A 20,166-nucleotide genomic window follows, 5' to 3' on the forward strand; every position below is an offset into this window, starting at 1 on the left:
CAATCGCGCTTATTGTTCGTGTTTTTTCACATCGAGTGTCTTCACTTGCTTGCCGTTCAGATCGATGTGGTCCGGCGTCGTGCCGTTGAAGTCGGACAGGCCGAAATCGGCGGCAACGACGACTTCGTGGGAAGCGCCTTGCGCATCCTTACCGCTGATCGTCAGCGTCATCTGCTGCTTCTCGATCCGGTTGTCTGCGTTGACTTTGGCCGCCAGATCGAACTTGTCGATCTTCACGTCCTGCGTCAGCTTCGGCATGCTGTCGTGGAGTCCCTGGAGCTTATCGCCGAAAGGCTCTTGAACGCCTTTATGATGCCCCTCTGCGTTTGCAGCCTGCTTCACCACAAGCGATCCGATCGCATTCGCCACTGCCGGAATTTGGCTTCCGCTCAGCTGTATCGCGATGTTCTTCGTCCCGTCCGTCTGCGGCGACAAGGTGACATAATCCTTCAGATTGCCGACCAACGCATCGACGACATTCTCGACTTCGGCGCTAATGCCATCAGGAGCTTGCCCCCGGTGTTCGCCCGCTTTCCCCTTCCATTGCTTTCCTTCTATGACGTTGTAAACGTCGTTGTCGCTCGCTTTGACGATTTGCTTGCCATCCTGCCGGTAGAGATTAATTCCTTGACTTGCTCCGCCGCCGCTCAGGCTAATTTCCGCGCTCATTTCGTTCTTCGCCTTATCGTCTTTGACGGTCGACTGTACGTCGAGCAGCTTCGTTCCGTTATCCTTCACCGACACATTCATTTGCTTCGTCACATTTTGTACCGCGAACGTTTGCTTGACGGCCGACTTGTAAGCGTCGTACCCTGGGGCGTCTCCAAGCCCCGCATAGGCGGAACCGATCAGAAGCAAGCTTCCGACGGCTACGCTGACTCCGGTTAATGCGATTCGTTTGTTCATGGGTTCTTCCTCCTTGGGATTGGGGTCTGAAAGCATCTCCGGCTTCCATAATTCCATCCTAACCGGAAGAGCTAAACATTCTAGAAAACGGAGATTAGCCGTTTCTAAACAAATCATTAAAACTTTATTAACCGGACGCCAAGCACCCCGATTCACTGCCAGGAATACGAAAAACTCCGGATCGCTCTGATCCGGAGCCTGGGACTCATCGTCTACGATTTAATAAGACACCGGCAATTTTGCCAGGTCTATCACACTGAAATGACCTTTCATATGTGCCGAATGCCAACCGCAGGTTCAAGCACAGTTAGCGTATTGTTGAACGTATTCAGGTTTACCATCGCCCCAATAGGAATAGCGGCCTTATAGTGACCGTGTCCGGTCGCGAGATTCGTCAGAAGGGGCTTGCCGAGAGGAACGACGAATTCGCTGATCACATCTTCGTAGGACTTGCCGTAGGCGGCCGGACAATCCGTGCATTCGCCCATCACGATGCCAAGACAGTCCTGAAACTTCCCGGCCAGCTTCAAATGGTTCAGGTACCTGTATACCGTATTAGCCGGCTCGTGGGTTTCTTCCAGAAACAGCACCTTTCCCCTTGTATCGATCTCGTAAGGCGTACCCAACGTATCGACCACGGAGGTCAGATTGCCGCCGACGATTGGTCCGGTGACATTCCCCGGCACACGGCTGACGAGTGGAACATTCGGCGGATTCAGAATGGGACGGTAAGAAGACAAGGACGATACGGCAGTAAAAAACTGGTCGAAATTATACGCGGGGGTTTCCGGTTTGAAATCAATCAGCATGAGGCTGTGAAAAGCGATAAGCCCGCTATAGTAATACAGTGCGTTCAGAAGAAACGTCACGTCGCTGTAGCCGGTAATAATTTTCGGATTGCTTTGGATGATGCCGAAATCGAGGTAAGGAAGCATACCCGCTACCCCTACGCCGCCGCGGGTGGGAAGAATCATATTAATCTGCGGATTGGCGAACATCATCATTAAGTCATACGCGCGCTCTTGGTCGGTACCGGCAAGAAAACCGTTACGGGTATACGCATACCGTCCCAATACGACCTGAAACCCCATCCCTCTCAACACTTGAACGCGCGCATCGATCACATCGGCCTCCAGCGGACTGCCCATGGCAACGACTCCGATGGTATCGCCTCTTTGCAGCGCAGGCGGTCTAATGGCCATTATGCCACCTTCCTCTCCCAAAGCGTCGCGACTCCCGTCTTTTCAAGTATATGGGGGCACGTATCCCAGCATCCCTATTTTGCGTTGCAGATAAAAATGATTTATCAGAGGCTCTATGAGCGCTTTTTGCCCGTCCAACGGCAAACAGCCCGCAGGTCACCCTGCGAGCTTCGTCCCATGCCTATAACTCTTATTCCACCTTCCTTTATCCATCTGGCAAGACCCCGGGGTCATACGTTACAATAAAGAGTAAACAGCGTGTCTCAAGGAGTGGTTAACTTATGATCGATCATGCCCGTCTTACAGAATACGGACTGAAGAAGCCCGGAACGAGCCTCAAGCATCCTTTCGACCCGGACCTGCCCGTTCTGTTCGTCGGCGACAAAATGTTCGCTCTGCTCGGCACCCATCAAGGCATCCCGAGCATCAGTCTGAAATGCGATCCCGACAACGTCTGGATCGTACGGCAAACGTATCCGACCGCCGTGCTTCCCGGCTATCATATGAACAAGCGGCACTGGAACACGGTCGTGCTGAACGGCCAAGTTCCGGATACCGAAGTACTGGACATGCTGGAGGAATCGTACCAGCTTGTATACCGCAAGCTGACCAGAGCCGTGAAAGAAGCGATCAATGCCGGTTGACGAAAACGAAACAAACCGCTTAAAACCAGGCATCCCGGCTGCCGCAAAATGGGTCCACAGGACTTCTCCCCTCAGGACCCATTGCACCTGGCAGCCGCCTCTCCTCATCAACGATCATTCGAGATACCTTTCCTGCCCGTAAATTAACACATATAAATGAAAAACAGCACCCGGTCGGATGCCGCTGCTGCACAATTCCGATCCTCACGCCTTAAGCGCAGCCGTCGATTCCCTGACGACCAGCTCGGGCTTCCATTCGACCGTCACGCTGGCCGTCGAGCCGTCTCCGATCCATTTCAACAACAGTTCTACGGAGCTCTGACCGATGCTTTCCGCCGGCTGGCGAACGGTCGTCAAGTAGGGACGAAGACGGGACGCAATATATTGATCGTCATATCCGACAACCGACATCGCTTCCGGCACCCTCATCCCTTTCTCCGCCAAAGCGTTTACGATCCCGACCGCGATATAATCGTCGCCGGCGAATACGGCCGTAGGCAGCTTCCCGCTCTCGATCCATGACTTTGCCGTATCGTAGCCGAAACCGATTTCGTATTCCCCTTGCACCACGGCGAACGGAGAAAGTCCCTCCTCCCGGAGCGCATCCAAAAAGCCTCTCTTTCGCTCCCGCGTACTCAAAAAATATTCCGGCCCGCATACGTGGGCGATCGAGGTATGGCCTAGCGAGAGCAAGTGCTTCGCCGCTTCGTAGCCTCCGTAATAATTATCCGTCAACACCGAAGGGACCATGTGATCCCGTCTTTGATTATCGATGAGCACGAACGGAATACTCCGTTTTTTCAATTGGGCGATATATTGCTCCTCTTCCGGCAAAGACATCAGAATCAGGCCATCGACCCGGTCTTCGTGCATCAAATCGTGTCTTTCGCTGGAACGAACATCGTTCGAGACGGAAAGCGCCAGAAAATAACCATACCGGGCAAGCGTGCGGTTGATTTCGTTGACGACCGACTCAAAAAAGCGATCATGCAGCGCAGTCATGATCAAACCGATGATGCGGGTATGACCCCGGGCCAGACTTTGCGCGGCGGCATGAGGCCGGTAATCCAAAGCCTCGATGGCGTCCAGCACCTTTCGCCGGTTTTTCTCCCGTACGTTGGCCGTATTGTTTAACACCCGGGATACGGTCACCACCGACAATCCGCAATGTCTGGCCACGTCGTATATGCTTGCTTTCATGGGGCAGGCTCCTTCCGATACGCGCTGTAAAAATTAAACCGCTTTAACTTTTGGAATAGGCAAATCGTATCGCTGGATGTCGGCATGAAATGACATATATTTAAGGAAAATATAACAATACTTTACTTTTGTAAACCTATATTACCATCCTCCCCCTTCGATAGCAATGTGTTTTTTGAATGATCCGGTCGTTGGACAGCACCGCGCCTGTCGGACCACCCGCTAAGCAGTGCAGTGATCGAGCGGAAGACGGGCTGCCATCATTTTCTTCCGCCACGAAAGCAAAAAACGCTTTTCTCTTTCGCCGAATTATTTTGCAGCATGGCCGTTTGGCTTTATAATACGTTAGTAAGCAAATGCAGAAAACAATGGAGGTACCATTCCCATGGAAATTCAACTCATTCGAAACGCAACGCATTATATCGAATTCGGCGGAAAGAAGCTGCTTATCGATCCGATGCTAAGTCCGGCCGGAGCTATGCCTCCCTTCCCGAATACGCCGAATTCTTTTCCAAACCCAACCGTGAATCTAAAAGTTTCCATATCCCATCTGCTGCAAGCCGACGCCGTCCTGCTTACCCATAGCCACCCGGATCATTTCGACGCCGTCGCGGCGGCCTTGCTGCCGAAGGATATCGTCTTTTTCTGCCAGCCTGAGGATGCCGGGATGATTCGGGATCAGGGCTTTCGGGACGTGCGGCCCGTTGAAACGGGCGTAGAGTGGGATTCCGTCAGCATCGTACGCACCTCCGGTCAGCATGGCACGGGCGAGATCGCCAAGCAGATAGGGCCGGTGTCCGGCTTTGTGTTGAATGCGCCTGGCGAGCCCGTTCTTTATATTGCCGGCGATACAATCTGGTGCCCGGAGGTGGAGCAAGCCTTGATACAGCATAAGCCAGACGTCGTCGTGCTGTTCGGAGGCAGCGCGGAGTTCCTGCAGGGCGGACCGATTACAATGAACGAAGCGGATGTGGCGAAGGTCGCGAGCACCGTACCGGACGCTCAAGTTATCGTGGCTCATATGGAGGCTCTGAACCACTGCCTTCTGCGGAGAGAGGATTTAAGAGCGTATGTTGCCGGGCTCGGTCTCTCAGAAAGAGTCCGTGTTCCGGAGGATGGAGAGTCCATCCGCTTCCATCCGTCCTCCTCGCACACGTAATAGAGGAAGCCTTGTTTCTGGCGGACGGACACGGTACAATCGGTTTGAGCAAACTTCCATAACAAGCAGGTGTATTCATGGAACTGGATCAAACCGATATTGAGATTATCCGCCTTCTCCGACAAAATGCCCGTATCCAGTGGAAGGAGATCGGGGAAAACGTATTTCTTTCGGGGCAAGCGGTCGGAAACCGGATCAAACGGCTGGAAGACCTGGGAATCATTCAAGCCTATACCGTTCAGTTGAACGAGGAAAAAATGGGCCGCCCCGTTCTTGCCTTCATCACCGTATTTATGAAATCAACGAATCACAGCGGCTTCGAGAGCTTTCTTCAGGAACAAGAGGCGGTGATCGAAGCTTACCGCGTCAGCGGCGAAGGGTGCTATACGGTTAAAGCTGCCGTACTGGACTCCGCCGCTTTGAACGTTTTGCTGGATGCGATCCTCCAGTACGGTAATTACAAGGTTAACCTTGCCATCGGAAAAGTAAAGTAGACGGTGTTTCATCGCCAATCACGCCCCGAAATGCGGGGCGTGATACTGTATAATAAAAAGAGAGCCGTGCGCCAACACGACTCCCACACAATAGCCGCTTTTAAGGGCGGTGGCTAAGCAGAATAAGAATTGATCATGAATCGACCGCAGCCTATACATAGGGCGGTCTATTTCTTTTTGTCTTGGATAAATCGCGTCATTCTATTGTGATTACATAGAAAAAAGAGGCGATTTCTCGCCCCTTGCCTCAATGCGCTACCGCATTGTAAGTCATAATCCAGATCGAGCCTGCGACGATCGTCAGCAGAATGATCATGCCCAGCAGCAGCGCCATCATGTTCCAGCGGGCATTCTCGCCTTCGCGCAAGTGCATGAAGAAGATAAGCTGCACGGCGAACTGAAGGATCGCCATCACAAGAATAATGACCAGTGTCGCCGTCTTGCTCAGCATGCTGTTCATCACGATGGTAATCGGAATGATCGTCAAGATGATCGAAAGCACGAACCCGATCGTATAAGACTTCAGCGAGCCATGGGAGCCGTGCTGATCATGCGAAGAAGCTCCATGCGAATTCCCCATCTTACATCACCCCCATCAAGTAGACGACCGTGAGGACGAAAATCCAGACGACGTCAAGAAAGTGCCAGTACAAGCTGAGATTTTCCACTTTGCGCTTGGTGACGGGAGTAATACCGCGTTTGCGGAGCTGAAGCATGAGCCCAATCATCCACACCAAGCCAAGCGATACGTGCAAGCCGTGCGTTCCTACCAAGGTGTAGAACGCGGATAGAAAAGCGCTCGTGGTAATCGTCGCGCCCTCATTCACCATGTGCACGAACTCCATCACTTCCAGCGTGATGAACGCCGCGCCGAGCAGTGCCGTAACCGCAAGCCAGCCGAGCAGTTGCTGCTTGTTGCCGCGATGCATCGCAAGCACCGCAAGCCCGCTCGTAAAGCTGCTCGTCAACAGGATGAACGTTTCGGCAATAATGCCCGGCATTTGAAACAGTTCCTCAGGCGTCGGTCCCGCATTCGTATTGCCGCGAAGAACGATATAGGTGGCAAACAACGTGCCGAATAAAATAACGTCCGTAATCAGAAAGAGCCAAAAGCCGAACGTCTTCATCGACTCCTGATCGTGATGACCGTGGTCGTGAGCGTCATGTCCGTGATTTGCCGACGTGTGTGCCATTAAGCTTTTGCCCCCCTTGCCAATTGCTCAGTCCGCTTCACTTCATCGACCGGAATGTAATAGTCGGTATCGTAGGAGAACGAACGCACCAGCATGCAGATCGCGATGCCGACAAGCGCCGGAATCGTCAGCCACATCCAGTTCCATACGAACCCGAAGCCGGCGAAGAACCATAGTGCAGACTTGATGAACGGAATCGCCGAGTTTTTCGGCATATGAATCGGCTCCAGCTTCGCCTCCGGAATCGGAGCGAGCGGCTTCTCGCCTCTCTGCTTCCGCTCCCACCAGTCGTCAGTTTCCTGCACAGTCGGTGTGATAGCGAAGTTGTACATCGGCGCCGGCGACGGAATCGTCCATTCCAGCGTGCGGCCGTCCCAGATATCGCCTGTTGTGTCTTTCTCATGATGCTTGATGCTGTAAGCGATCTGCCATACTTGGAAAATGAACGCAATCCCCATCAGGAAGCCGCCGATCGTCGAAACCAAGTTGAGCGGTCCCCAGCCCATGTCGAAATCGTACGTATACGTACGGCGTACCATACCGTCCAGTCCGAGGAAATATTGCGGCATGAAGCACACGTAGAAGCCGATGTTCCAGAACCAGAACGCCCATTTGCCGAGACGCTCGTTCAGCTTGAAGCCGAACATTTTCGGCCACCAGTAATACAGACCTGCAAAGAATCCGAACACAACGCCGCCGATGAGTACTTGGTGGAAGTGCGCAATCAAGAAGTAGCTGTTGTGAAATTGGAAGTCAGCCGGAGCAACGGACAGCAGCACCCCGGTCATCCCGCCGATGACGAAGCACGGAATGAACGCGACCGCCCACATCATCGGTGTCGTGAACCGGATTCGGCCGCGGAACATCGTAAACAGCCAGTTGAACACTTTGACCCCTGTCGGTATGGCGATCAGCATGGTCGTGACCGCGAAGAACGCATTGACATCCGCGCCGGAGCCCATCGTGAAGAAGTGGTGAACCCATGTAAAGAACGACAGGACGCTGATCCCGATCATGGCAAATACCATCGAAGGGTAGCCGAACAGCTTTTTCCTGGAGAAGGTCGCAACCACCTCGGAGAAAATGCCGAACGCAGGAACAACGACGATATATACTTCGGGGTGCCCCCACATCCAGATCAAGTTGATATACATCATCGGGTTGCCGCCGCCGTCGAGCGTGAAGAAATGCGCTCCTGCGAAGCGGTCAAGGAACAGCAGGAACAACGTGACAGTCAGAATCGGGAACGCGAAAATGATCATGATACAGCTGGACAGCACCGACCAGGAAAACATCGGCATTTTCATCAGCTTCATGCCGGGCGCGCGCATTTTGAGAATCGTCACGATAAAGTTGATCCCCGTCGCCAAGCTCCCGATCCCCGAGATTTGGATACCCCAGATGTAGAAGTTTTGACCGACGCCCGGGCTGTGGGACAGCTCCGACAGCGGCGGATAGGCCAGCCAGCCCGTATCCGGCGAACCGCCGATGACGAACGAAATGTTGAACAGCATCGCCCCGAAGAAAAACATCCAGAAGCTGAGCGAGTTCAAAAACGGAAACGCAACGTCGCGCGCGCCGATTTGCAACGGGACGACGACATTGAACAAACCGAACATAAGCGGCATCGCCATGAACAAAATCATGATGACGCCGTGCGTAGTGAAGATGGCGTTATAGTGATCCGCCTGCAAAAATTCGACGCCAGGCATCGCCAGCTGCAGCCGCATGAGCAGCGCGTCGATGCCGCCGCGGAACAGCATCAAAATGGAACAAATAATATACATGATGCCGATCCGCTTATGGTCGACAGTCGTCAGCCATTCGCGCCACAGCCAGCCCCATTTTTTGAAAAACGTAAGCACGAAGACGATGGCTACCGACGCAAGCCCGATGCTTACCTGTGCCCCGAGAATTAGCGGATCCCCGGTGACGAAAAACTCCGATGCGAATTGTTTAATGGTATCCAGCATGAGTGGGCCTCTTTTCCATATGAAATCAATCTAACGTTGTTTTATTTTCTGGAGGCGCTGTGAGCCCCGTGGCCTTGGCCCGCGGTGACGTCCTCCATCTTGTTGCTGTCGCTTGCTTCAGCGCCCTGCTTTCCGCCGGATTCGTTTCCGCTGCCGCCGGATATCGCCCCGTGACCGCCATGAGCACCATGCGAGCCGCCGACCGCATATTTCGTAACGATATTGTAGAACAGGTTATCCGGGTACGACGAGTAGAACTGCTCGCTGGAACGGCCCGGCTTGGCCAATGCGTCATAGCCGGCTTGTGTCAACGGACTTGCCGACTTTTTGACCCCTGCGGCCCACTTGTCGAACTCTTCCCGCGACGTCGCGTGAACGTCGAATTTCATATCTGTAAAATGCTGTCCGCTAAAGTTCGACGCGGTGCCAAAATATTTGCCTACCTCGTCCGCTTGCAGGTGCAAGACCATCGCCATGCCGGACATCGTATACATTTGTCCGCCAAGCTGCGGGATCCAGAACGAGTTCATCGGAGCGTCGGACGTCAATTCGAACTTGATCGGCACGCCCTTCGGAATTTGCAAATAGTTCACCGTCGCAATTCCCTGCTCCGGGTAAGTAAACAGCCATTTCCAATCCAGCGACGTCGCTTGAACGACCATCGGCTTCTGGTCCGATTCGATCGGCTTGGTAGGCTCCAGCGCATACGTATATTTTACCGTCACGCTAGCCAGAATAATGATGATCACAATCGGGATCCCCCACCAGATCATCTCCAACTTGGTGCTGTGCGACCAATTCGGCTTGTAGGCCGCCTTGTTTCCTTTCGAATCGCGGTACCGCCATACGATGACTGCCGTCATGGCCAGCACGGGCACCAGCACGATCAGGCATAGCACGATCGAGATCATGATCAGATCTCGCTGGCCTTGGGCAATCGGCCCCTTCGGGTCAAACACCATCATTTCTTGTCCGCAGCCGGTTAGCAGCGCCATCATCAGGATGAACAGCAGCGCCAGCGAAATTCGGCCGATCTTTACCGGTTTTCTCATGTCGATCCTCTCCCAAGCTCTCCGAATGCTTTGATTGTTCTGACTGTGAGCCAGATCACTCTATAGCAACACCATAACAGATTACGACGAAATGTTCGCGGTACTTAACAAATACGTCAATGTTTCGTCATTTTTCTGCAAAATAATTTTCACGAGTCTGACAAATATTTTGCACTTGTTAAAATTATGCTGCCTCGGACAAACACCAAAAACCCCTTCGGGAGATCCCAAAGGGGCTAAAATTATGCATTATGCCATTTATTTACTGTCGTCTTCTGTTTTCGCTCTGGAATGAACGAGGTGGATTGCCGTACGGATCACATAAATATGAACGCTGCCGACCATGAACCCGAACCCGACCATAAGGGACGTGTTACGATCGTTGAAGTCATGCAGGTTTAATAAACTAAGCAGCAATCCGATCCCAAGCAGCACCCATGCTGTTGCCGTCATCAAAGCTACCAATCTGCCCACATTGCGCTCGTTTCCGGTTCCTTCGGCCAAAACTGCCGTTTTCGTCGTCATAGCAATCACTCCTAAACCAATGAAAGTGCTTTATCTTCCAATAGTATACCACACTTTTGCGATTTTGTTCATACAAAATTCAATTTTTGATCAAATTTCAGACAATTTTTTTTGTCTCTTCTATATTAATATGAAGCGCCTACCAATCAGGTTACGGCATCGAAATTTCTTTTAGGAAATCGATACGATTTACCAATCTTTCCTTTTCAAATCTATTTTTTTGTAATAGAATAGGCAATGTTGTAAAAATAGAGTCAGATTTTGGAGAGGGGATCACTCAGATGTACAGAAAGAAAATTGCACTTGCACTCTGCGCGCTGCTGGTTGTGATGGCAGTCCTCGCCGGTTGCGGAGCAAAGCCGGCACCGAAGGAAACGCTGGAGAAGGCGTTCCAAAAGGCTACGGAAATGAAATCGGCGGATTACAAAATGACCTTCGCAATGAACATGGACTTCCCTGCCGACGCTATAGCCGAAAATCCGCAGCTTGCCGTATCAGCACAAATGCTCAAAAACATGGAATTGGCCGTATCCGGCGCTTACCAGCAAGAACCGTTCCAGATGGAAATGAACATCGAAGCCAAGCTCAAAGGCGATATGGCGATGAACATCAATCTGCCGATCGTCATGACCGATCAAAAAATTTGGGTGAAGGTGCCGAACATTCCGATGCTGCCACTGCCGAAGGATGTAGTAGGCAAATTTGTAGAGCTTGATCCGAAGGAACTGGCGGAGAAATCGGGCGAGAAAGTAACTTTCGACGCCGCTACCATGAAGAAACAGCAAGAGCTGGGCCAAGAAATCGGCAAAGTCTTCTTCAAACACATGGACGAAAAAACGTTTCTCTCCTCTGTGGATAAGAAGGACGCCAAGCTGCCGGAAGCGGTTGAAGCGAACCAGATCGTTAAATTCGCGGTTACGAACGAAAACCTGGAGCCGTTCATCATCACCTTCGCCGAGAAGGCGCTGCCGGAAGTGCTCGATCTGCTGATGAACGACAAATATGCAGGCGTTGTCACCTTCAAGAAAGAGGACCTGGAGAAAACGAAGAAAGATTTGACAGCCAATTCCGGAGACAAGCTCAAAACCGCAGTGGCTAAAATGAAGGAAGACCTGAAAATTAAGGACCTGCAAATCACGACAGCCGTCAACAAAAAAGGGTTCCCGGCATACCATGATGTCAACGTAGACCTCGAGCTCAAAGACAAAGGCAAACCGGTTCAATTCGGCGGGAACATCAAGGCGGAGTATTCCAAGATCAACGAGAAGCCGGAATTCAAAATCGGCATCCCGAAAGACGTTATTACCCTTGAGCAGTTGATGGCCAAAATAAACGGCCAGTAATTCATCGAAAAAGCCGCGCCCTCTGATTAATCGGAGACGCGGCTTTTGTGTACCTCTTATCGGCTCAATCCGGAAAATGCGGCACTAGCAGACTTTAAGCCGTCGGCTTCAGCGCATGCTTCGCCGTTTCTTTGACCGTAGCGGCGTAAGCTAATCCTTTTTGCTTATCGTATTGGCCTTCCCACTTGGACATGACCACCGCGGCCAGCGAGTTGCCAAGGACGTTAACGACCGTGCGGGCCATGTCGAGAAGGCGGTCGACCCCGGCAATGAAAGCGAGTCCCTCAACCGGAATCCCCACTGAACCGAGCGTCGCAAGCAGAACAACGAACGAAACTCCCGGCACACCGGCGATGCCTTTCGACGTCACCATCAGCACGAGCATCAACGTAATCTGCGAGCTGATCGGCATGTGGATACCGTACATCTGGGCGATGAACAGCGCTGCAAGCGCCTGATACAAGGTCGACCCGTCGAGATTGAACGAATAGCCGGTCGGGACGACAAACGACGTAATCGCTTTAGGACAACCGAACTTTTCCATCTTCTCCATCACTTTCGGCATCACCGATTCGGAGCTGGCCGTGGAGTAGGCGAGAATGATTTCGTCCTTAAGCAGCTTGATGATCGTCCAAATGCTGGTGCCGGATAGTTTGGCGATGGTCCCGAGCACGATGAAAATAAAGAACAGCATGCTGGCATATACGACAAGGATGAGCTTGCCAAGCGGAATTAGCGAGTCTACGCCGAATTTGGCCACCGTGACGCCGATCAAGGCGAATACCCCGAACGGTGCGAACTTCATCACTTGATTCGTGACCCAGAACATCGTGTCGGCAACGCCATGGAAGAAACTAAGCACCGGCTTGCCGCGTTCTCCGATGGCCGCCACGCCAAGTCCGAACATGACGGAGAAGAAAATGATCGCGAGCATATCGCCGTTCATCAAAGATTCGAAGATGTTTTTCGGTACGATATTCACAAATGTGCTGGCGATGCTGTGGCTTGCTTTCTCTGCCGTATCGACATACGTCTTGATATCGGTTTTCGCAAGCCCCGACATATCGATGCCGGCACCCGGCTCGAAGATGTTGGCAAATAGCAGACCGACGATAATGGCAATCGTGGTAACGATTTCAAAATACAAAATCGTTTTACCGCCGAGCCTGCCCAGCTTCTTGATATCTCCTACCCCGGCGATGCCAACAATAAGCGAAGAGATGACGATCGGCACGACGATCATTTTGATCAAGCGGATGAAGATGTCCCCCACCGGCTTCAGGTAGGTCTCGACGGCGGGATTTCCGTAAAAGATGGCTCCGACGGCGATCCCGAGCATCAAGCCGATCACGATTTGCAGAGCCAATCCGAATTTTTTCATGTTAGTTTCCTCCTTTTTTGCTACTAAAAGCGCTTCCAAATTAGGGGCGTCTGTGAAATAATAGGTTTGAATATTATGATATGGACCGGCTACACTAAACTACAAAAACCTACAATTGCGAGTTGATGCGAATTTTGAAACAGGCTGTCTCTTGGCAAAACCGCCTGCTCCCGTTTGCCCTTGTCGCCATTCTCGTACCGTTGGCCGCTGAGCTGAAATTTTATCCGTTCTCGGATACGTTCCGCGTCGGCATGGGGCCTCCCGTGCTTTTTTTCAGTTTGCTGTGGCTTCGCGGGTTAACGCCGCTGGCGGCAGGATTCGTGACCGGCCTCAGCGTGCCGGCCTTTCGGATCGGACTGGATGCGCTGGGCGGGGCGGCGCTTGAAGCTTCGTTCTATCAGCATGCTCCTGCTTTCTTTTTCTATTTCTCTTTTGGGGCCTTGTTCGCCGCCGCGCAGGTCAACAAGTACCGCCAAAGTCCGCTGCTGATCGGTCTGATCGGCATGGGATTGGAGATCGGCTCCAATGCGGCGGAGCTGTTTTTTCGCTACTCGCTTCCTGGCCGCACGATCATTGTGCACGAGCTGGAGCAAATTATCGTGATCGCCGTGTTCCGAAGCTCATTCGTCCTTGCGATCTTCAACATCATCCAGCTTCGACAGGTGCGTGCGCTGCAGGAGCGGGAGCGGCTGGAGAACGAGCATCGGCTGATGCTGATCTCGACGCTGTATGAGGAATCGGTGCATTTGCAAAAAACTCTGCAGCAGGCCGAGCAGATCACCCGCTCGTCCTACGAACTGTACCGGGAGCTGAAAGACGCAGCCGAGCCCGATTTCGCCCGGCAAGCCTTAGGCCTCGCCGGACAAGTGCATGAAATCAAGAAGGACAATCAACGTATCTACGCCGGGTTGTCGCAGCTCATTACAAGCGAGCAGCGGGCCGATTTCGGCCTGGCGGAAGAGCTTGGCAGCGTGGTGGTCCGATCGAACGAAAAATACGCCCGCCTGCACAGCAAATCGATCCGCATTGCGTTGAAGGTCAAAGGGGGACATCCCCCTTATCACGCCTACACGCTGCTGTCACTGCTGAACAATCTCGTCTCGAACGCCGTAGAAGCGATTGCGAAGGACGGGGTTATCGAAATCGCCATCGACCGCACGGATGAGCGGACGACGGAGCTGCGCGTCCGGGACGACGGCCCGGGCATTCCGGAGCATTCGCGGGATATCGTTTTTCATCCCGGCTATACGACCAAATACGATGCTTCCGGTGTTCCGTCGACGGGCATCGGCCTCTCCTACGTGCAGGAAACGGTGGAGCGACTCGGCGGAACGATCACAATTCAGGAAGGAATCGATGGAAAAGGAACGGAATTTATCATACAATTGCCGTTAGCAAGTTTAACGACGAATAAGGACGGGTGAACAAGGAGTGCGATTTTTTATAACCGATGATGACCCGGCGGTACGCCGCATGCTGGCGCAGCTGATCGAAGACGAAGACCTCGGCGAGGTGGCCGGCGAGGCCGCGGACGGGGCGGATGTAGATGCCGGACTGCTGGCGGTCACGCGGACCGATATTTGGCTCATCGACCTGCTGATGCCGATGCGGGACGGCATCGAGACGGTGCGGGAGATCGCCCCGTCGTTTCCCGGCAAAATCATCATGCTGTCGCAGGTCGAATCGAAGGACATGATCGGCGAGGCATACGCCTTGGGTGTCGAATATTACATAACGAAGCCGATCAACCGGTTGGAGGTGCTGTCGGTCATCCGCAAGGTCGAGGAGCGGATGCGACTTGCACGGTCCATTCAGAACATTCGCCAGTCGCTGCTCGGACTGGACGAAGGCGGCTTAGGGAAGCCTGCGGCCCCGCGCGAGCAGGAGCGCAGTTCTGCCGGAATCGGCGCGGCGGGCCGCTATTTATTCTCGGAGCTCGGCATCACCGGGGAAATCGGCTGCAAAGATTTGCTGACGATGCTGCAAATTTTAGCGGAGCATGACGATGCCGCTTCAGGCCACCGCGATTTCCCCCAGCTGCGGGAGCTGTTCCGCGCAGCGGCTGTGCGCAAGTTGGGCGATAAGGCAGACGAGGCGGTGATCAAGAAAGAAATCAAAGCAGCCGAACAGCGCTTGCGCCGGGCGATTCATCAAGCGTTGAGCCATTTGGCTTCGCTCGGACTGACGGATTATTCGAATATCAAGTTCGAAAATTACGCATCGAAGTTTTTTGATTTTACGGAGGTTCGCAAGCGGATGCTGGAGCTGGAGGACGAAAGCGGGGATGCCGTCTCGCAAGTGCGGATCAACGTCAAGAAATTCATTCAGGTACTTTATTTGGAAGCCAAGCAGCACATGCGGGAACATTGAACGAAGAAAAAGGGGCTCTCTCCAGGTCGGTATCGGACCTAATGGGAGAGCCCCTTTTTTTCGGGTGAACATTTTACCAATTTCTTCTGGAAATACAATGCTCCTTCGCCAGCCTGTAGCCGTCCAGCTCGACAAGCTCGATGCACCCTTCGGAATCGGGAGAATGGAGCATCCGGTTTTCCCCTGCATAGATTCCGACATGATGCACGCGCCCCTTGCCTTCTTCGTAGGCGAAGAAGAGCAGATCCCCCGGTTCCAGACTGTCCCGCTCCACCATCTGCCCCCGAACGGCTTGATCGGAAGCGTCCCGTGGAATGAGAATGCCTTGCGATTTGTGCATACTATAAGCAAAGCCGGAGCAGTCATAGCCGAAGGAAGACATGCCTCCCCACAAATAAGGCAGACCGATAAACCGCATCCCCTGCCGGACCAGTTGCTGGCCCGCATGCTCTTCTTCCGCGCCGGACGATGCCGGACTACCGACGATCCGCACCTGCTCCTTCGGCAAGAAGCCCGTTCCGTGCGGGGTATCCACCACAACGCCGTCGTTTGTCTCTTCGATGACGGGCAGCCGGGATAAGAAGCTCAGTTCGATCTCGGCTTTTGGCGAACGGAGGGTCAACCGCGCCCGGGGAGCGCTTACCTCCGCCCATCGGTCAGCAGCGACTTCCGCGCTTGCTTCCGTCAGCTGGCGCCTTGGCACCCATCCGGGATAGCCTGCTCCCTCCTTCCGGGTGGTTTGCTCGGGAATGAACACCTTGACCCACTCGCCGCTTTCTTCGGCAACGACCGCCTCGGCTCCGTACAGCATTTGCGTCTGAATCCGATTGGCACCGTATAAATCCAGCTTATCCTTAACGGTCATAGCACCGAGCCATTCTGTTATGGCCGCCGGATGCCGCAGCGCCGGTTCGTCCAGCGGCCGCGGGGAATCAGGAGACGTCCATACAGTGGCGACGGACACCGCCGCTCTCACTCGCTTCGGTCCGCTCATGATACGGCTCCCTTCCCGTCCTGACAGCGTACGTTCCGGATGCCGAGTCCGGCCTCGTCCGGAAACGTCATGACCCGCCCGTCGTATCGGACACCGCCGTCGACAATATCGTGAAGCATCATCAGCGGCGCATCGAAGTCGAAGCGGGTAATGTTCTTTTTACTCGCCGCAAAATGAGCCGCCGCCGTTACAGCAAGACGGGATTCGATCATGCTGCCCACCATGCATTCCACGCCGTATTCCTCCGCAATTTGGTTGATGATTTGCGCCTTGTAGATCCCGCCCGATTTCATCAGCTTGATATTGATCAGATCGGCCGCGCGCCGCTGCAGCACTTCAAGCGCCTGAACCGGAGAGAACACGCTTTCGTCCGCCATAATGAGCGTTTCGACCGCGTCCGTTACGGCCTTCAAGCCTGCGATATCTCCGGCCTTCACCGGCTGCTCCACAAGCTCGATGTCGAGGCCCATGTCTTCCATCCGCCGGATCGATTTGACCGCGTCCTTCACCTGCCAGCCTTGGTTCGCATCCAGCCTGATTTTGACCCGGTCGCCTACGCGGCTGCGGATTTCTTTGATCCGTTCGATATCTTCGCCGATCTCGTCCTTCCCTACCTTGATCTTCAGCACGTTGAACCCGGATTCCACATAGCGGGCCGCATCCTCGCCCATTTCTTTCGGCGAATTGACGCTGACGGTAAAGTCCGTCTCGATCCGATCCTTATAGCCTCCGAGAAATTGATACAGCGGCACCCCGCAGGCCTGTGCCACCAGGTCGTAGACCGCCATATCGACCGCGGCTTTGCCGCTGCTGCACCCGACCATCGCCTGATGGACGGATTGAATGATTTGTTCATAAGCCAGCAGATTTTTGCCGATTAGCAGCGGTGTGAACGTATGGACAATGGCGGATTCGATACTTTCCAAGCTGTCCCCCGTAATCACAATCGTAGCCGGCGCTTCGCCCCAGCCGACCCGGCCATCGTCCGCCGTGATCCGAACCAGGACAGATTCCGCTTGAAATACGGTCCGTAGCGCGGTTTTGAACGGTTTGACGAGCGGAGTCGACTGACGCATCACGTCTATTTTCTGAATAAGCATCTAAGGCGCCTCCTTACGCTTCTACAGCCGATTCGATAAACTCCAGCTTCTTTTGTGCGGTATTCATCCTTGCCTCTATGCCTAACGGCACGGCGATATTCGGCGAGCAATGGCCGATTTTAAACCCTGCGAGTGCGGGTCTCCCCGCCTGAACGAGATAATGCCGGATGACCTGCTCCAACGTTAGTGAAAGGTTGTACTTGTTCGGCTCGCAGTTGTGAAAATCGCAGACGAGAATTCCCGACGCATCGGCCAGCTTTCCAGCCTGCCGCAGTTGGTTCAGCATCCGGTCGACGCGGTACGGCTCCTCGTCAATCTCTTCTATAAACAAAATACGTCCGCGGGTATCCAATTCATACGGCGTCCCGAGCGTGCTGACAAGCAGGGTCAAATTGCCTCCGACCAGCGGACCGTACGCTTCCCCCTCCACCAGAGCATAAAGCGGCGAGACGTCTTCCGTGTAGACAACCGGCTTCGGATGAAACAGCTGCTCAAAGCCCTGCAGGGTTAGCGGATGGACAGGCTCCTCGGCAAGGCAGGTCAGCATAGGACCGTGAAACGTGACAAGCCCCGAACGGTTCCCGATTGCGGTGTGGAGAAACGTGATGTCGCTGTATCCCCAGAAAACTTTTGGGTTATTGCGAATGCCGTCGTAATCCAGCCTATCGGCTATTCGTCCCGACCCGTATCCGCCGCGCGCGCATACGATGGCCCGAATGTCCGGGTCTGCGAACATCGCGTTCAGCTCCGCCGTCCGCTCCTCGTCCGTCCCCGCCAAATAACCGTACTGGCCGGACAACGTGCTGCCGAAGCGGACGTTCAGGCCCATCCGCTTCAAAGTACCGGCCGCCCGCTCGATTCTGCTCCGGTCGCCCTGGCTGGCCGGGGCCGTAATGCCTACCGTATCGCCTGCGGCGAGACGCGGAGGTTTGATGCGCTTGCGCATGGTGTCTTCCTCCCTTCGGAATTCGCAAGGAACCGTCTATTTCAAATCGGCCCATTTGAAGTCGATGTAGCCGTAGGCGTGCCGGACGACTCCTTCCAGCTTGTCGCTTTGCATATAAGCGGAGTTATAAAAATAGATCGGCATGATCGGCGCTTCATCGAGCAATATTTTCTCCGCTTCGTGCAGCAATTTGAACCGCTTGGCATTGTCCGGCTCCTTGTAGGCGTCCTGAATCAGCTTATCGTACTGCGCATTGCTCCAGCCGGTCCGGTTGTTCGGATTGCCGGTCTGGAAGATGTCGAGGAAATTGATCGGATCGGCAAAATCCGGTAACCAAGACGAACGGGAAAATTGCAATTGCAGCTTTTTCTGCTCGGCCGTCAGCACCTTGCCTTCCTTGCTCTCGATTTTCACGTCGACGCCCAAGCTTTCTTTGAACATTGCTTGAGTCGCCTCGGCAATTTTCTGGTGCAGGTCGTTCGTATTGTAGGTCAGCGTCACCTGCGGGAGCGTTTTGTAGCCCGCCTCGGCCATTCCTTTCTCCAGCAGCTTTTTCGCTTCTGCGGCGTCGAATTTCACCAGCTTTCCGCCGACTTTGCGGAAGTCATCCCCTGCTGGATCTTTGAGACCGTACGAGACGAACCCGTCAGCCACCTTTTGCTTCTGCTTGACGACGAGGTCGACGATTTTCTGGCTATCCACAGCCATCTGGAACGCTTTGCGGATATTGACGTTATCGAACGGCGGCATCTTGGTGTTGAACCGGTAAAAATACGTTCCCGCCGAATCCTCCACCTTGACCTTGCCTTCCGCGAACAGCTTCTGGCTCAAATCGGCCGGAATGATGCCGTCAATATGCAGCCCTCCGCTCTGATACAGCTGATACTCCGTATTCGTGTCGTTGACCATTTTGAACGTAACGCCGTCCAGCTTGACGCTCGCCGCATCCCAGTACTGGTCGTTTTTGACCATCTTCAGCTCGGAATCGTGCTTCCATTCGGTGATCTTGAACGGACCGTTGCTTACGATCGTCGCGGCTTCGCTTGCCCATTTGTCGTTTTTCTCCACGGTTGCCTTATGCACCGGGAAAAATGCCGGGTTGGACACCATCCCGAGCAGCCACGGGGCCGGCTTGGTCAACACGACCTCCAGCGTCTTGTCGTCCGTCGCTTTAATTTTGACGCCGTCGGCCGGGCCTTTATCCGAATTGTACGCTTCGGCTCCTTCGATGACGTAAGCCAGAGGCGCGGCCGGCGAAGGCTTCTTCGGATCGAGCATCCGCTTCCAAGCGAATTCGAAATCGGACGCCTTCACCGCGTCCCCGTTGGACCACTTGATGCCGTCCCTCAGCGTAAACGTATACTGCTTGCCGTCGGGACTCATCTTCCATTCCTTGGCCATCGCGGGCTCAGGGGTTTGGCTTTTGCCAAGGCGCGTCAAGCCTTCCATGGCGTTGTTCAGGATGTCGTACGACACTTGGTCGAACCCGACCGGCGGGTCCAGCGACGTAGGCTCCCTCAGATTGTTGTACAGCAGGATTTTGGCCTGCTGTTCGTTCCGGGCCGAGCCGGTGCCTGCCCCTTCTTTGCCGCTGCACCCTGCCAGCGCCGTGCCGGACAACAGGATACAGCCGAGGAGTAAAGCCGTTCTTTTCTTCATGCAACGTCTCTCCTTTACATTGTAT

Annotated in this window: 19 protein-coding genes; 6 read left to right on the forward strand and 13 right to left on the reverse strand. The window is 53.9% G+C overall.

Annotated elements, in window-relative coordinates:
- Positions 1-9: 9 nt before the first annotated feature.
- On the reverse strand, positions 10-906 hold the full coding sequence (locus tag BLO51_RS20885) for a hypothetical protein (protein ID WP_090674925.1): 897 nt from the start codon (positions 904-906) through the stop codon (positions 10-12).
- 269 nt (positions 907-1,175) lie between these two features.
- On the reverse strand, positions 1,176-2,108 hold the full coding sequence (locus BLO51_RS20890) for a S66 peptidase family protein (RefSeq protein ID WP_090674927.1): 933 nt from the start codon (positions 2,106-2,108) through the stop codon (positions 1,176-1,178).
- Between the two features lie 281 nt (positions 2,109-2,389).
- Between BLO51_RS20890 and BLO51_RS20895 the strand changes: the two genes are divergently transcribed.
- Positions 2,390-2,752 (forward strand): MmcQ/YjbR family DNA-binding protein, encoded by a 363-nt coding sequence (locus tag BLO51_RS20895; protein ID WP_174551289.1) that lies wholly within the window; start codon positions 2,390-2,392, stop codon positions 2,750-2,752.
- 204 nt (positions 2,753-2,956) lie between these two features.
- On the opposite strand, the gene BLO51_RS20900 is transcribed toward BLO51_RS20895, so the two are convergent.
- Positions 2,957-3,952 carry a LacI family DNA-binding transcriptional regulator gene (locus tag BLO51_RS20900; protein ID WP_090674929.1) on the reverse strand — a complete coding sequence of 332 codons (996 nt, stop codon included), beginning with the start codon at positions 3,950-3,952 and terminating at the stop codon, positions 2,957-2,959.
- A 385-nt stretch (positions 3,953-4,337) separates the two neighbouring features.
- Here BLO51_RS20900 and BLO51_RS20905 point away from each other — a divergent pair, with 385 nt between their 5' ends.
- Together BLO51_RS20905 and BLO51_RS20910 are read left to right on the forward strand one after the other, a co-directional pair.
- Positions 4,338-5,111 (forward strand): MBL fold metallo-hydrolase, encoded by a 774-nt coding sequence (locus BLO51_RS20905; RefSeq protein WP_090674931.1) that lies wholly within the window; start codon positions 4,338-4,340, stop codon positions 5,109-5,111.
- A 77-nt stretch (positions 5,112-5,188) separates the two neighbouring features.
- Positions 5,189-5,605 carry an Lrp/AsnC family transcriptional regulator gene (locus BLO51_RS20910; RefSeq protein ID WP_090674932.1) on the forward strand — a complete coding sequence of 139 codons (417 nt, stop codon included), beginning with the start codon at positions 5,189-5,191 and terminating at the stop codon, positions 5,603-5,605.
- Between the two features lie 247 nt (positions 5,606-5,852).
- Here BLO51_RS20910 and cyoD read toward each other — a convergent pair whose 3' ends face one another.
- The 5 genes from cyoD to BLO51_RS20935 form a co-directional block, all read right to left on the reverse strand.
- Entirely contained in the window at positions 5,853-6,185 is a 333-nt protein-coding gene (gene cyoD, locus BLO51_RS20915) for a cytochrome o ubiquinol oxidase subunit IV (protein ID WP_090674934.1), read from the reverse strand.
- Position 6,186: 1 nt separating this feature from the next.
- A complete protein-coding gene (gene cyoC, locus BLO51_RS20920; protein ID WP_090674935.1) occupies positions 6,187-6,798 on the reverse strand; it encodes a cytochrome o ubiquinol oxidase subunit III in 612 nt (203 codons plus the stop codon).
- A complete protein-coding gene (locus BLO51_RS20925) occupies positions 6,798-8,771 on the reverse strand; it encodes a cbb3-type cytochrome c oxidase subunit I (protein ID WP_090674937.1) in 1,974 nt (657 codons plus the stop codon). Before BLO51_RS20925 ends, cyoC begins: the two co-directional genes overlap by 1 nt.
- Positions 8,772-8,812: 41 nt before the next feature.
- Complete coding sequence (gene cyoA, locus BLO51_RS20930; protein WP_090674938.1) at positions 8,813-9,823, reverse strand: ubiquinol oxidase subunit II; 1,011 nt, start codon at positions 9,821-9,823, stop codon at positions 8,813-8,815.
- A gap of 258 nt (positions 9,824-10,081) precedes the next feature.
- A complete protein-coding gene (locus BLO51_RS20935) occupies positions 10,082-10,348 on the reverse strand; it encodes a hypothetical protein (protein WP_090674940.1) in 267 nt (88 codons plus the stop codon).
- A 281-nt stretch (positions 10,349-10,629) separates the two neighbouring features.
- Here BLO51_RS20935 and BLO51_RS20940 point away from each other — a divergent pair, with 281 nt between their 5' ends.
- Positions 10,630-11,691: a DUF6612 family protein gene (locus BLO51_RS20940; RefSeq protein WP_090674942.1), complete on the forward strand. Its 1,062-nt coding sequence runs from the start codon at positions 10,630-10,632 to the stop codon at positions 11,689-11,691.
- Positions 11,692-11,785: 94 nt separating this feature from the next.
- Here BLO51_RS20940 and BLO51_RS20945 read toward each other — a convergent pair whose 3' ends face one another.
- Positions 11,786-13,072: a cation:dicarboxylate symporter family transporter gene (locus BLO51_RS20945; RefSeq protein WP_090674944.1), complete on the reverse strand. Its 1,287-nt coding sequence runs from the start codon at positions 13,070-13,072 to the stop codon at positions 11,786-11,788.
- 125 nt (positions 13,073-13,197) lie between these two features.
- On the opposite strand from BLO51_RS20945, the gene BLO51_RS20950 reads away from it, so the two are divergent.
- Both BLO51_RS20950 and BLO51_RS20955 read left to right on the forward strand, forming a co-directional pair.
- On the forward strand, positions 13,198-14,496 hold the full coding sequence (locus tag BLO51_RS20950; RefSeq protein ID WP_090674946.1) for a sensor histidine kinase: 1,299 nt from the start codon (positions 13,198-13,200) through the stop codon (positions 14,494-14,496).
- 7 nt (positions 14,497-14,503) lie between these two features.
- Entirely contained in the window at positions 14,504-15,442 is a 939-nt protein-coding gene (locus tag BLO51_RS20955) for a response regulator (RefSeq protein WP_090674948.1), read from the forward strand.
- Positions 15,443-15,515: 73 nt separating this feature from the next.
- Here the strand turns inward: BLO51_RS20955 and BLO51_RS20960 are convergent, their stop codons facing one another.
- From BLO51_RS20960 to BLO51_RS20975, 4 genes are read right to left on the reverse strand one after another with little or no spacing between them, the layout of a single operon-like run.
- Positions 15,516-16,436, reverse strand: a complete 921-nt coding sequence (locus BLO51_RS20960) for a C40 family peptidase (RefSeq protein WP_090674949.1) — start codon at positions 16,434-16,436, stop codon at positions 15,516-15,518.
- Positions 16,433-17,536 carry a mandelate racemase/muconate lactonizing enzyme family protein gene (locus BLO51_RS20965; protein ID WP_090674951.1) on the reverse strand — a complete coding sequence of 368 codons (1,104 nt, stop codon included), beginning with the start codon at positions 17,534-17,536 and terminating at the stop codon, positions 16,433-16,435. Before BLO51_RS20965 ends, BLO51_RS20960 begins: the two co-directional genes overlap by 4 nt.
- Before the next feature lie 13 nt (positions 17,537-17,549).
- Positions 17,550-18,482: a S66 peptidase family protein gene (locus BLO51_RS20970; protein WP_090674952.1), complete on the reverse strand. Its 933-nt coding sequence runs from the start codon at positions 18,480-18,482 to the stop codon at positions 17,550-17,552.
- Positions 18,483-18,518: 36 nt separating this feature from the next.
- The gene (locus BLO51_RS20975) at positions 18,519-20,141 is read right to left on the reverse strand and encodes a peptide ABC transporter substrate-binding protein (RefSeq protein ID WP_090674954.1); all 1,623 of its coding nucleotides are present in this window, start codon (positions 20,139-20,141) and stop codon (positions 18,519-18,521) included.
- Positions 20,142-20,166: the final 25 nt, after the last annotated feature.

Source organism: Paenibacillus tianmuensis (genome assembly GCF_900100345.1).
In the GTDB taxonomy this organism is placed as follows: domain Bacteria; phylum Bacillota; class Bacilli; order Paenibacillales; family NBRC-103111; genus Paenibacillus_G; species Paenibacillus_G tianmuensis.

Coding starts and splice junctions, on each gene's coding strand:
- BLO51_RS20950 (WP_090674946.1), top strand. CDS start 13,198: ATGCGAATTTTGAAACAGGCTGTCTCTTGGCAAAACCGCCTGCTCCCG.
- BLO51_RS20975 (WP_090674954.1), bottom strand. CDS start 20,141: ATGAAGAAAAGAACGGCTTTACTCCTCGGCTGTATCCTGTTGTCCGGC.
- BLO51_RS20900 (WP_090674929.1), bottom strand. CDS start 3,952: ATGAAAGCAAGCATATACGACGTGGCCAGACATTGCGGATTGTCGGTG.
- BLO51_RS20960 (WP_090674949.1), bottom strand. CDS start 16,436: ATGAGCGGACCGAAGCGAGTGAGAGCGGCGGTGTCCGTCGCCACTGTA.
- BLO51_RS20940 (WP_090674942.1), top strand. CDS start 10,630: ATGTACAGAAAGAAAATTGCACTTGCACTCTGCGCGCTGCTGGTTGTG.
- BLO51_RS20910 (WP_090674932.1), top strand. CDS start 5,189: ATGGAACTGGATCAAACCGATATTGAGATTATCCGCCTTCTCCGACAA.
- BLO51_RS20905 (WP_090674931.1), top strand. CDS start 4,338: ATGGAAATTCAACTCATTCGAAACGCAACGCATTATATCGAATTCGGC.
- BLO51_RS20945 (WP_090674944.1), bottom strand. CDS start 13,072: ATGAAAAAATTCGGATTGGCTCTGCAAATCGTGATCGGCTTGATGCTC.
- BLO51_RS20965 (WP_090674951.1), bottom strand. CDS start 17,536: ATGCTTATTCAGAAAATAGACGTGATGCGTCAGTCGACTCCGCTCGTC.
- BLO51_RS20935 (WP_090674940.1), bottom strand. CDS start 10,348: ATGACGACGAAAACGGCAGTTTTGGCCGAAGGAACCGGAAACGAGCGC.
- cyoC (WP_090674935.1), bottom strand. CDS start 6,798: ATGGCACACACGTCGGCAAATCACGGACATGACGCTCACGACCACGGT.
- BLO51_RS20895 (WP_174551289.1), top strand. CDS start 2,390: ATGATCGATCATGCCCGTCTTACAGAATACGGACTGAAGAAGCCCGGA.
- BLO51_RS20890 (WP_090674927.1), bottom strand. CDS start 2,108: ATGGCCATTAGACCGCCTGCGCTGCAAAGAGGCGATACCATCGGAGTC.
- BLO51_RS20970 (WP_090674952.1), bottom strand. CDS start 18,482: ATGCGCAAGCGCATCAAACCTCCGCGTCTCGCCGCAGGCGATACGGTA.
- cyoD (WP_090674934.1), bottom strand. CDS start 6,185: ATGGGGAATTCGCATGGAGCTTCTTCGCATGATCAGCACGGCTCCCAT.
- BLO51_RS20925 (WP_090674937.1), bottom strand. CDS start 8,771: ATGCTGGATACCATTAAACAATTCGCATCGGAGTTTTTCGTCACCGGG.
- cyoA (WP_090674938.1), bottom strand. CDS start 9,823: ATGAGAAAACCGGTAAAGATCGGCCGAATTTCGCTGGCGCTGCTGTTC.
- BLO51_RS20885 (WP_090674925.1), bottom strand. CDS start 906: ATGAACAAACGAATCGCATTAACCGGAGTCAGCGTAGCCGTCGGAAGC.